General features: G+C 71.9%; 10 protein-coding genes. 5 read left to right on the top strand and 5 right to left on the bottom strand.

Going from position 1 to position 11,557, the window contains the following annotated elements; genetic code table 11:
- Window positions 1–26 precede the first annotated feature (26 nt).
- The 4 genes from FFG40_RS15790 to FFG40_RS15775 form a co-directional block, all read right to left on the bottom strand.
- Complete coding sequence (locus FFG40_RS15790) at window positions 27–1,685, bottom strand: glycoside hydrolase family 13 protein (RefSeq protein ID WP_138803987.1); 1,659 nt, start codon at window positions 1,683–1,685, stop codon at window positions 27–29.
- 92 nt (window positions 1,686–1,777) lie between these two features.
- Window positions 1,778–2,692, bottom strand: a complete 915-nt coding sequence (locus tag FFG40_RS15785; RefSeq protein ID WP_138803986.1) for a carbohydrate ABC transporter permease — start codon at window positions 2,690–2,692, stop codon at window positions 1,778–1,780.
- On the bottom strand, window positions 2,692–3,648 hold the full coding sequence (locus tag FFG40_RS15780; protein ID WP_138803985.1) for a carbohydrate ABC transporter permease: 957 nt from the start codon (window positions 3,646–3,648) through the stop codon (window positions 2,692–2,694). Before FFG40_RS15780 ends, FFG40_RS15785 begins: the two co-directional genes overlap by 1 nt.
- 12 nt (window positions 3,649–3,660) lie before the next feature.
- The gene (locus FFG40_RS15775) at window positions 3,661–4,959 is read right to left on the bottom strand and encodes an extracellular solute-binding protein (protein WP_138804047.1); all 1,299 of its coding nucleotides are present in this window, start codon (window positions 4,957–4,959) and stop codon (window positions 3,661–3,663) included.
- 132 nt (window positions 4,960–5,091) lie between these two features.
- Here FFG40_RS15775 and FFG40_RS17345 point away from each other — a divergent pair, with 132 nt between their 5' ends.
- From FFG40_RS17345 to FFG40_RS15765, 3 genes are all read left to right on the top strand, one after another.
- Window positions 5,092–5,694: a hypothetical protein gene (locus FFG40_RS17345; RefSeq protein ID WP_260678893.1), complete on the top strand. Its 603-nt coding sequence runs from the start codon at window positions 5,092–5,094 to the stop codon at window positions 5,692–5,694.
- Entirely contained in the window at window positions 5,597–6,253 is a 657-nt protein-coding gene (locus tag FFG40_RS17340) for an ROK family protein (RefSeq protein WP_260678892.1), read from the top strand. The genes FFG40_RS17345 and FFG40_RS17340 overlap by 98 nt, the downstream gene beginning before the upstream one ends.
- Before the next feature lie 68 nt (window positions 6,254–6,321).
- Complete coding sequence (locus FFG40_RS15765; RefSeq protein WP_138803984.1) at window positions 6,322–6,819, top strand: hypothetical protein; 498 nt, start codon at window positions 6,322–6,324, stop codon at window positions 6,817–6,819.
- A 15-nt stretch (window positions 6,820–6,834) separates the two neighbouring features.
- On the opposite strand, the gene FFG40_RS15760 is transcribed toward FFG40_RS15765, so the two are convergent.
- The gene (locus tag FFG40_RS15760) at window positions 6,835–7,527 is read right to left on the bottom strand and encodes a CoA pyrophosphatase (RefSeq protein WP_260678891.1); all 693 of its coding nucleotides are present in this window, start codon (window positions 7,525–7,527) and stop codon (window positions 6,835–6,837) included.
- 183 nt (window positions 7,528–7,710) lie between these two features.
- On the opposite strand from FFG40_RS15760, the gene FFG40_RS15755 reads away from it, so the two are divergent.
- Entirely contained in the window at window positions 7,711–9,042 is a 1,332-nt protein-coding gene (locus tag FFG40_RS15755; RefSeq protein WP_138803983.1) for an esterase family protein, read from the top strand.
- Window positions 9,039–11,546, top strand: coding sequence for a bifunctional lysylphosphatidylglycerol flippase/synthetase MprF (locus FFG40_RS15750; protein WP_138803982.1), 2,508 nt, complete (start codon window positions 9,039–9,041; stop codon window positions 11,544–11,546). The genes FFG40_RS15755 and FFG40_RS15750 overlap by 4 nt, the downstream gene beginning before the upstream one ends.
- The last annotated feature ends 11 nt before the right edge of the window (window positions 11,547–11,557 follow it).

Raw genomic sequence — 11,557 nt, 5'->3', positions numbered from 1 at the left:
GTCGCGCCCAGGGCGCGAGCGTCGCGTCAGGAACGCAACCAGGCCGTCCCCACGCCCGACAGGGCGCCGTCGACCACGGGGGCCGAGGCGAGCAGCAGCTCGCCGGCCGGCAGCGCGAAGGGCTCGTCGCCGAAGACCGTCACACTGGTCCAGCCGTTCGGCCGACGGAACGCGAGCACGTCGTCGCGGCCGGTCTCGATCCACTCGAGCTGTTCCTCGGACTGCAGCTGGCCACGCAGGCCGAGCGCCTTCCGGTACAGGTTGAGGGTGGAGTCGGGGTCGGCGTCCTCGGCCTCGACGCTGGAGTCCGCGAACCACGCCGGCTGCGGCAGGTGCGAACCGTCCGGACCGAAGCCGAACGACGAGCCGGTGCGCGTCCACGGGATCGGCACGCGGCAGCCGTCACGACCGACGTCGACGCCCGGGTTGCGGAAGAACGCCGGGTCCTGGCGGTCGGCGTCCGGGATGTCGCCGACCTCGTGCAGGCCGAGCTCCTCGCCCTGGTACAGGTAGGCCGAGCCGGGCAGGGCGAGCTCGAGCAGCGTGGCGGCCTGTGCGCGGCGCAGGCCGAGCGACCGGTCGAGCGCGTCCTGCGAGCCGCCGGCGAGCAGCCACGCGCTGCCCTGCTTGTCGGTGCCACCGGCGCGGGGCGGCAGGGCGTAGCGGGTGGCGTGCCGGACGACGTCGTGGTTCGAGAACACCCACGTGGTCGACGAGCCGGACTGCTCGGCGAGGCCGAGGTTGAACTCGATGATCGTTCGGAACTGGCCGGCGTCGAAGTCGGCCTCGAGCAGGTCGAAGTTGAACGCCTGACCGAGTCCCTCGGCGCTGGCGTAGCGGGCACGGCGGTGGGCGGGGACCCAGGCCTCGGCGACCGCGGTGCGGGCCGGCGTGTACTCGTTGAAGACCGTCCGCCACTCGGCGTAGATCTCGTGCACGTCGTCGCGGTCCCAGAGCGGGTGCGTGCCGTCCTTCGGCATCTCGGCGAGCTCGGCCCAGGTGGGCAGGGTCTCGCCCAGGTCCTTCGCCAGGCCGTGGGCCACGTCGATGCGGAACCCGTCGACGCCGCGGTCGGACCAGAAGCGCAGGGTGTGCAGGAAGTCGTCGCGGACCTCGCGGTTCGCCCAGTTCAGGTCGGGCTGCTCCTTCGCGAAGCTGTGCAGGTACCACTGGCCGTCGCCGACGGCGGTCCAGGCCGGGCCGCCGAAGATCGAGATCCAGTCCGCGGGGGCGTCCTCGCCGGACGGTCCGCTGCCGTCGCGGAACACGTAGCGGTCGCGGGCGGAGGAGCCCTTGGGGGCTGCGAGGGCCTCGCGGAACCACTCGTGCCGGTCGCTCGTGTGGTTCGGGACGACGTCGACGATCACCCGGATGCCGGCGGCGTGCAGTGCCTCGACCATCCGGTCGAAGTCGTCGAGGGTGCCGAGGCGCGGGTCGACGTCGCGGTAGTCGTCGACGTCGTAGCCGCCGTCGGCCAGGGCGGACGGGTAGAAGGGGCTGAGCCAGACGGCCTCGATGCCGAGCGAGGCCAGGTACGGCACCCGCTCGGTGATGCCGGGCAGGTCGCCGATGCCGTCGCCGTTCGCGTCGGCGAACGAGCGGGGGTAGATCTGGTAGACGCTGGCCTGGCGCCACCAGGTCTCGTCGTGCGAGGTGGTGGCGGGCTGGGCGAGGGTGTCGGTCACGTCGGGCCTTTCGTGGGTCGAGGGGGTCGAGGGGTGTGTGTCGGTCGGGTCCGCACCGGCGATCGCGGTCGGGTCCGCACCGGCGGTGTCGGTCACTTGATGGCGCCCTGGGTCACGCCGGCCATCACCCACCGCTGGGTGACGAGGTAGACGATGATCGCGGGGGCCATCGCCATCAGGTACGAGGCGAACGACACGTTGTAGTTGTTGCTGAACTGCGTCTGGAACATCTGCTGCAGCACCGGCAGGGTCTGCAGCGCCGGGTCGGAGGTGATCAGCGACGGCATCACGAAGTCGTTCCAGGACGCGAGGAACGCGAAGATGCCGACGGTGGCGCTCATCGGTGCCAGCAGCGGGAACACGAGTCGCCAGAACACCTGCCCCGTGCTCGCACCGTCGATGCGAGCACTCTCCTCCAGCTCCGCCGGGATCGACCGCAGGAAGGCCGTGAAGAGCAGCACGCTGAAGGACAGCTGGAACATGACGTGCAGGATCGCGACGCCGAGCGGGTTGTCCAGGTGCGCGAGCCCGGTGAGCTTCACCTGCGACAGTGCGAGCACCGGGAACGGCAGGAACATCGCCGCGAGCAGGTAGAAGAACGACCAGCGGAACAGTCGCCGGTCCCAGTTCCGGGCGATCGCGTAGGCCGTGAACGCGGCGAGCAGGATCGTGCCGACGACGGTGATCGCGGCGACGAACACCGAGACTGCGAAGGCTCGCGGGAAGTCCGTCAGCTGCCACGCCTGCACGAAGCCGTCGACGCTGAACGGTGCCGGCAGCGAGAACGCGTTGCCGTCGACGGCCTGGCCGGTGGTCTTGAACGCCATCGTCAGCGTGACGTACAGCGGCACGAGCACCGACAGTGCGCACAGCACGAGGACGACGGTGACGGGCCAGTTCGAACGACCGCGGCCGGCCTTGCCCGAGCCGGAGGACCGGTCGGCGTCGACCGAGCGGATGCTGCCGGTCGCGGTGGTCCCCGGTCGCAGGGGTGCTTGCAGGGACATCAGAGCGCTGCCTTCCCGCGGGTCGCCCGCAGCTGGATCACGGCGATGACGACCGCGATGACGAAGAAGATCGTGGCGTTCGCCATCTGGTAGGCGTAGTCGCCGCCGTTGAAGCCCTTGAAGATCGACATCGCGACACTGGTGGTCGAGGTGCCGGGGCCGCCGTCGGTCAGGCCGACGATGATGTCGTACGAGTTCAGGAAGTTCTTGAACCCGATGACCAGGTTGATCAGGATGTAGCCCGCGGTCAGCGGTGCGGTGATCGAGACGAGTTGCCGCCAGGCGCTGGCACCGTCGAGGGCGGCTGCCTCGTACACCTCGCCGGGGATCGAGAGGACGCCGGCGATGTAGATGAGGAGCGTCGACGGGATCGCCTGCCAGGCGGTGACGACCACGATCGCCAGCCACGCCAGGTCGGGGTTCGCCAGGATGCTCTGCTCGAGCGGCCCGAAGCCGATCGTGGTGGCGAAGGCCGGCAGGCTGTTCGCGAACAGGAACGAGAACACGTAGGCGATGACGATCCCCGAGATCACCATCGGCAGCACGAACACCGCACGCAGGGCGATCTTGCCGCGGATCTTCGACGTCAGCGCGATGGCGAGCAGGAACGCGATCGCGTTCACGACGATCACGGTGACGAGCGAGAACCCGAGCGTGAACAGGTACGCCTGCAGGATCGCGGGGTCGGAGAACACCGCGATGTAGTTGGTGAGCCCGGTGAAGCGGAACTCGCCGAAGCCGACGGAGTTCGTGAAGCTCAGCACGATGCCCATCACCGCCGGCAGCGTGATGGCGAGCGTGAAGAGCACCAGGGTGGGCAGCAGGAACGCCAGGAAGAGCGGGTCGACGCGGGGCTTGCGTCGTCCGTCCCGTCGTCCGGCCTGGAGGCCCGTGGCGGCTCCCCCACGGCGGCGGCGGTCCGCCGTCGTGATGGATTCGGTGGTCGTGGTTGCCATTCGGACGTCTCCTTACGCGGCCGTGCGGAGCGCGAGACGCGCCCAGTCGGCGTCGAGGGTGCGGAGCTGGCGCTGCGGGTCGCCGCCGAAGGCGATCGACTGCGCGTAGTTCGCGACCGGGATCTCGGCGGGGATGAGCTGCGAGGCGCCGAGGTAGAAGGCTGCGTCGTCGTAGTACGACTGCATGCCGCGGAGGGCGGGGTTCGACGCCGGGGGAGCGTCCTTGCGCACCCCGAAGCCGTTGTTGTCCGCGTTGTACTCGTCGTTGACCCGCTTGGACATCAGGAAGGACAGGAACTCGCGGGCGGCCTCCTGCTTGCGCGATGCCTCCGGGATCCAGAGCGCCAGGTCGACGTTCACGCGCACCTTGCGGTCGGCCGGGTCGTCGGTGACGGGGAGCGGGAAGGTGCCGAGGTCCATGTCCTTCGTGGTCTTGGCGATCTCGCCGAGGGCCCACGGCCCCTGCAGGTACATGCCCGCCTTGCCCTGGGCGAAGGCGAGGTTGCCGTCGCCGTACCCGCGGCTCGCGGCGCCGTCCTGGTGCCAGGCGCGGAGCTGCACCATGCGCTCCATCGGCTTCCGCAGGTCGCGCTCGAACGAGACGGCGGATCCCTTGCCGACGTTCGTGCCCTCGCGGCGGAGTGCCTCGAAGGTCGCCGGGGTGTCGATCATGCCGCCGATCGAGTAGTCGAACATGCCCTGGGCGATCGTCCAGTTGTCCTTGAACGTGCCGTAGATCGGCGCGACGCCGGCCTTGGTCAGGCGTTCGCACACGTCGGCGAACTCGCTCCACGTCGTCGGGACCTCGAGCCCCTGCTGCGCGAAGAGCGCCTTGTTGTAGATCACCGACGCCGCCGTCACCGAGTACGGCAGGGCGCTCTTCCGGCCGGGGTAGTCGGCGGTCTGCTCCATGAGCGGCCACAGGTCGGGGTTGATGGTGTCGGCCTGCGGCAGGTCGGACAGGTCGGTCAGCGCGCCGTGCTCGACGAACGGCACGACCGAGAAGTTGTAGTTCCAGCAGCCGAGGTCCGGCGGCCGGTTCCGCACGAAGTTCGCGGACATGCTCGAGGTCGAGTCGCGCACGACCCGGACCTTCGACTGGCTCTGGTGGAACTGCGCGATGACGTCGTCGAAGTAGCCGATGACCTCGGGCTTCGACACGTAGAACGTGATGGTCTCCGGCTTGGCGCTCGAGGACCCGATCGGGGCGCATCCGGCGAGCGCGAGGCCCGCTCCGATGCCGCCCGCTCCGAGCAGGAACCCGCGTCGGCTGACCGATGCTGCGCTCCTGGCGGTGGCGTGTGCTTGCACGTCGTCTCCGTCCGTCCGGACCCGGCGTCCCTGCCGTTCCGTCCCGCGAGCGGCTCCGATGCTGCTCGCGGAACTAAATGTAGCGAGAAAATCTAATTCCGCAAGGAACTCGTCGCGCGATAGGGTCACGACATGCCGCCACCCCGTGGAACGAGCGCAGAGACGCTGCTCGCGTACGCCTTCGACTCGTCGGCGTTCACCGCGACCGAGGCGATCGACGCCACCGGCCTGACCCGGTCGACCGTGCTGGGAGCGGCCGAGGAGCTCGTGCGGCTCGGCTGGCTCCGCGAGCTCGACGACGCCCGCGCCGCGGGGGAGTACCGGATGGGACGCCCCGCCCGTCGCTACGAGCTCGACACGGTCGCCGGGGTCGTCGTCGGTGTGGACGCCGGCCAGCACCGGGTCACGGCCTTCGTCGCCGACCTGCGCGGCACGGTGCTCGGTCGTGCCGAGGGGTCGCTGGGTGCATCGGGCCTCGACGTGCCCGTGCGACTCGGGGTCCTCGCCGACACCGTGGCCGCCGCCCTCGCCTCGGCCGACGTCGACCGCACCCGGGTCCTGGTCACCGTGCGTGGGCATCCCGGCGCCGGTCGACGCTGCCGGGGCCTCGCCCGACGACGGCGGCTTCTGGGTCCGGATGAACCCGGGGTTCGCCGACGCCGTGCCGGACGGGCGGGTGCTCGTCGAGAACGACGCGAACCTCGCCGCGCTCGCCGAGCGGCCGTCCTCGGGTGACGCCTCGTTCGCGGCGCTGCTGTCCGGCGAACGCTTCGGCGCGGGCCTCGTCGTCGACGGGGTCCTGCTGCGCGGTGCCCACGGCGGTGCCGGGGAGATGCGGGTGCTCGAACTCGTCGAGGGTGTCGGCTCGTCCGACGGCATCGGCGCGGTCGCCCGCACCTTCGTGGCCGACGCCGTCGCCGCCGGGCAGGTCCCCGCGGACGCCGCACTCGCCGGCGACGCCGCCCTGGTGTTCGCGGCCGCGCGGAGCGGTGATCCGGTCGCGCGCACCATCGTCGACCGCCTGGGCGACCGCCTGGCCCGGGTCTGCATCCTGCTCGCGAGCCTGCTCGACATCGACCGCGTCGTGGTCGCCGGCGCGATCGCCCAGCCGGCGGTCGCCGTGATCGACCGCGCGCGCGACCTGCTCGCGAAGGGGCACTTCGACCCGGTGCCGGAACTCGTCGCGTCGTCGCTCGGGGCCGACGTCGTCGTCATCGGGGCCGTGGCCCACGCGGTCGACGCGGTGCGGGCCGACCCGCTGTCGTTCGTGCTCCGGCCAGTGCTCGCATCATGACCACACGGCGCACCGGGTACTCGCAGATCTGACAGAATCTCGTGGTGCACCGTCTCCGATCCCTCCCGATGCCCGTGTTGTTGCCGGTGCTCTTCCTGTTCGCGGGCGGGCTGTGGTTCGGGATCGGGCTGCTCGTCTCCCCTCGAGACATGTCCTTGCTCGGGCGGGCGATCGCCACGGTCTTCTACGCCGGTGCGATGACGGCGTTCTTCGGCGTCTGGATCAGCCAGGCTCGTCGGCGAGCCGGCGGCGCGACGGAGTTGACGGACGTGCAGCGCGGTCTGAAGCGCGGCGAGGTACCCGAGGACGCTGATCTCGCCACGTGGTCCGCCAGGGTCGACGATCACCACCGACAGTTGCGGCGAAGCCTGTGGTTCGGACCAGTCGTCTTCGGGGTGATGGTCGTGCTCGCCATCTGGCTCGCCCTGACCTCGACGCCCTGGTGGTGGTTCGGGGTGGCGTTCTTCGTCGGCTTCTTGCTGTTCTCGGTGATCACGACGCCCCGCGCGCTCGCGAAGGCCGAGGTCGTGCGCGAGGAACTCCGTCGCCGTGCGAACGGGCTCTGACGCGAACCCGGCGCATCAGCTCGGCAGCGGGATCTCCCGTTCGCGGTCCCACGGTTCGGTCCAGCCGAGTCGGTCGAACAGCGCATCCAGCAGCATCGCGGTGAAGCCCCACACCAGGTGCTCGTCCCCGTCGGCCTCGATCGTGAACGCCGGTCCGCGCCACTCCTGACCACTGCGGCGGATCACGGTCACGCCGCGGTTCGCCGGGTCGAGCAGGTCGGCCACGGGGACCCGGAACACCGCAGCCGACTCGTGCTCGTCGACGACGCGGATCGGTGAGGGGTCGCGCCACCAGCCGATGACGGGCCGGACCAGGTGGTTCGAGAACGCCAGGGGCACGGCGGGCAGTGTGCCGAGCACCTCGACGCCAGCGGGGTCGAGCCCCGTCTCCTCCTGTGCCTCGCGGAGTGCGGCGGCGACGGCGTCCACGTCACCGGGGTCGATGCGTCCGCCGGGGAACGCGACCTCACCCGCGTGCGCGCGCAGGGTCGTGGCCCGGGCGAGGAGCAGGACGTCGAGGTCGCGCGGGACCCCGGGTGCTGCTGCCGGTCGGTCGCTCGGGGTGTGGTCGAGCGCACCGAAGAGCATCAGGACCGCGGCCCGACGTGGCGAGGCCGTGCCGCCGGGTTCGACGAGCGGCCCGCCGTCACCCCAGCCGTCCGCTGCGACCGCCGCGAGTGCAGCCCGTACCGATCCGTCGTGCGTCACCCGTTCACCCTAGGTGTGCGCCACCGAGAGGTCCGGCGGGCCCGTCGCTCCGGACGGTTCGCTGGGGGTTGTTCGAGCGCTGCCTGGGAGCCGCACAGGTGGGAACTGTGCGAACCGGAAGCGCCTCGGTGCCCCGTTCGCAGCGGGCCGCCGCCACGATTGCACCGTCCGCCGGGAGGCCCCATGTTCCACGATCTGCTCCGACCCCTGTTCCACGTCGCCGTCGTCGCACCGTCCGTGCTCGTCCCGGTGGACGTCGCCGCGGGGCTCCTCGCCGTCGCCGCGCTCCTGCCCGCGTTCGGTCGTCGCTCCCGGCATCCGGTCCGGGGGCTGGTCTGGCGGCTCGGCGCGATGGCCGTCGGTGCTGTGGTCGGCCTGGTCGCGGTGTGGTGGTTCGGGGACGTGCAGGACCTGTACGGGGTGTCGTTCACCCCGATCACCCGGATGTGGGTGGCCCTGGCGTTCGGCGCCGTCGGTCTGCTCGTCGTGACGGTCGTCCAGGGCGGCTGGGTCCGCCGCGTGCTCGGCGTGCTCGCGGCGGTGGCGGTGGCCCTGGCCGCCGTCCTCGGCGTCAACGTCGACTTCGGGGCGTACCGCACGATCGAGCAGGCCGTCACGACGGATCCGTACCCGTCCGGTCCGCTGGGACACGAGACGGGGGTGGGGCGCGCCTCCAGTCCGGTGGTCGACCCGGCCACCTGGCGGGCACCCGCCGACATGCCGCGACGCGGGAAGGTGCTCTCCGTCGCCATCCCGTCGACCGTCTCCCACTTCCACGCGCGGCCGACGGTCGTGTACCTGCCGCCCGCTGCCCTGACCGAGCGACCACCGACCCTGCCGGTCCTGATCAGCCTGGCCGGACAACCCGGCCAGCCGAGCGACATGTTCCAGGCCGGTCGGCTCGGCGCGGTGATGGACGCGTTCGCCGAGGCCCACCACGGACTTGCCCCGATCGTCGTCGCGCCGGACCAACTCGGGGCACCGGACCGGAACCCGATGTGCGTCGACTCGCCCCTCGGCCGTTCCGCGACGTACGTCATGACCGACACCACGAACTGGATCCGGCAGCACCTGCGCGTCGGGGCAGCGCCCTCGGCCTGGGGCATCGTCGGGTTCTCGCAGGGCGCGACGTGCGCCATGCAGTTCTCCACCGCGCACCCCGGCGTGTTCGGCACGACCTTCGCGATCTCGAGCGAGCTCGCACCCCTGAACGGCTCCGTCCAGCACAGCATCCAGGTCGGGTTCGGCGGCTCCGCCAGCCGGTACGCCGCAGCGGCACCACGGGCGATCATGCGGGCGCACGGGCCGTACCCGGGGCACCTGACCGTCTTCGCCTACGGCAGCGACGACGAGCCCTACGTCGAGTCGACCACGGCGCTCCGCGCAGCTGCGGACGCCGCGGGGATGCAGACCCGACTGTTCGTGTCCGAGGGCTCCGCGCACGACTGGAACACCGTGCGCTACGCCCTGCGCGTCGGGATGCCCGGCGTCATCGCGCACCTGGGCCTCCGGTGAGCGCCGTCGCCGCGGCCCTCGCGTGGGCCACCCCGAAGCGACTCGTGCCGGTGGCCCGTCGGTACCCGCTGACGAGTGTCGTCTCGGCCCTGACCATCGTCGCCGGCATCGCCGCCGTGGTGCTCCGCTGCGTCGGCGCGCTCGACGGCCGGTCGCCCGACACCCTGGGCGGGACGATGGGTCCGCTCGGCGTGGTCGCGGTGACGAGCAGTGTCGTCGGGTTCCTCGTCACCTCCGTCGCCGTCGTGGTGTGCACCGGGGCGTCCGAACGGCTGCTCGGCTGGCGGCGGACCCTGCTCGCGATGGTCGTCACGACCGTCGTGGGGACCGCGCTCGGCGCCGTGCTGCAGCTGTTCGACGGCGCCCCGGCGAACCGCGGGTTCCTCGTGCACCTGGGACACGTCGGCCCCTGGACCTGGATCGTCGGGACCATCGTCACCGCGAGCGCGTTCGCCGGCGCCCTGTGGCGACGCCGGATCCGGGTCGTGTCGATCGCCGTCGTCGCCGCGCTGCTGCTCTACGCCGGACACGCGTCCGACCTGCACGCGGCACTCGCCCTGCTCGTCGGCCTGGTGCTCGGCCGCGTGCTGCGACGGTCGCCGGTGCGGAGCGGCTGGACCCGGAGTTCCTCACGCGAGACCCGGGTGCTGCTGGTGGCCGCGGTGACGGTGTCGGCGGTCGGGCCCGTCCTCGCGCTCGTCACCGGTGCCCAGTTCGGGCTGCTCGCCCCGCTCGCCGTGGTGCTCGACACCGGCCCGACCGGCCGGATGCCGCACTGCTCGGTGACCGGGGTGACCGCCAGCTGCGTCCGGGCGCTCGCCGAAGTGCACCCGCACGGCCTGTTCCGCTCGCTGCTGGCCGTGATGCCGCTCGTGGTCCTGGCGGTCGGCGCCGTGGGTCTGCGGCGTGGGAGCCGGTTCGCACTGTGGCTCGTCGCGACCGTCGACCTGGTCACCGGCGTCGCGACCGCCGTCTCGTACGGGGTGCTGCCCGAGCGGCACCACGCCGTCGTGCAGCGTCTGGCCTCGGACCACCTCGCGGTCTCGCTCTCGCTCGTCGCGTCGGTGCTGGTGCCGATCGCCACCGCCGTCGTGCTCGTCCTGCGCCGCGCGGACTTCCCGGTCCGGACCGACCGGCGACGACTGCTGGGGTTCGCCGCCACGGTCGCGGGCTCGGCCGTGGTGCTCGCGGTCGTCGTCGTCGGCGTCGCCGTGGCTTCGGGCGACAGCGTGCGGGAGCCCCTCCACCTGGCGCTCGCCGTGCTCGGTCCGATCGCCCCCGTGACCCTGCCCACGCACCTCGGACAAGCCGAGCCGGCGCTGCGGTTCGTCGTCGGCATCTCGGGCCCGCTCCTGTGGCTCGCGGTGGCGATCGCCGCGGTCCGGCCGACCGGTGCCGGACGCTCGGACAGTGACCTCGACGGGCAGGACGCCGCGCGGGCGGCTGCTCGGGCGCTCCTGGTCGCCGGCGGTGGCGACACCTTCGGGTGGATGACGACCTGGCCCGGCAACGAGTACTGGTTCACCGAGGACGGGCGCGCCGGCGTCGCCTACCACCGCACCGGCAGCGTCGCTGTGACGACCGGCGGTCCCTTCGGACACGAGGACGCACGGCTCGCGGCGCTCGAGGGCTTCGCACGGGCCGCGGACGACCACGGCTGGACGCCCGTCTTCTACGGCATCGACGCCACCCTCGGTGCTGCACTCGCACGACTCGGTTGGACGACGCTCCCCGTGGCCGAGGACGCCGACCTCGACCCGCGCACCTGGACCACGACGGGCAAGCGCAAGCAGGACGTCCGCACGGCCGTCAACAAGGCTGCACGGTCCGGCACCACCGCGCTCTGGTCGGACTGGGCCTCGCTGCCCGGATCGGTCACCCGCCAGGTCGAGGCGATCTCGGAAGAGTGGGTCGCCGAGCGCGAACTGCCGGAGATGGGGTTCACCCTCGGCGGCATCGACGAGATGCGCGACCCCGCCGTCCGGACGCTCGTCGCCCTGAGCGAGGACGGCACCGTCCTCGCCGTCACCAGCTGGCTCCCCGCGTACCGTGCCGGGCAGGTGGTCGGGTGGACGCTCGACGTGATGCGCCGCGCGCCGGACGCCCCGAACGGTGTGATGGAGTTCCTGGTCGCGAGTGCGGTCGACCGGATGCGGGCCGACGGTGCCGAGCGCCTCAGCCTGTCCGCGGCCCCGCTCGCGTCCTCGGCGGAACCACAGGGCGCCGGCCGGAGCGGCGTCGAGTCGGTCCTCGACGTCGTCGGCGGTGCGCTCGAACCCGTCTACGGGTTCCGCTCCCTGCTGCGCTTCAAGGCGAAGTTCGGGCCCGACCTGCACCCCCTGGTGATGGCGTACCCGGACCCGGTGGCGCTGCCCACCATCGGCGTCGCGATCGTCCGCACCTACCTGCCGGGGCTGTCGCTGCGCCAGGCGGTGGCGATCGTGCGGGAGCGGCGTCCAGCACGCGGCGTCCGGGCCGAGCCCCCGGCGGAACGAGTGGGCTGACCCGGACGGGT

Source organism: Curtobacterium sp. KBS0715 (assembly GCF_005938005.2).
Lineage (GTDB): Bacteria > Actinomycetota > Actinomycetes > Actinomycetales > Microbacteriaceae > Curtobacterium > Curtobacterium flaccumfaciens.
Note: the sequence above shows the minus strand (reverse complement) of the source record. Positions and strands in the feature narration are given on the sequence as shown.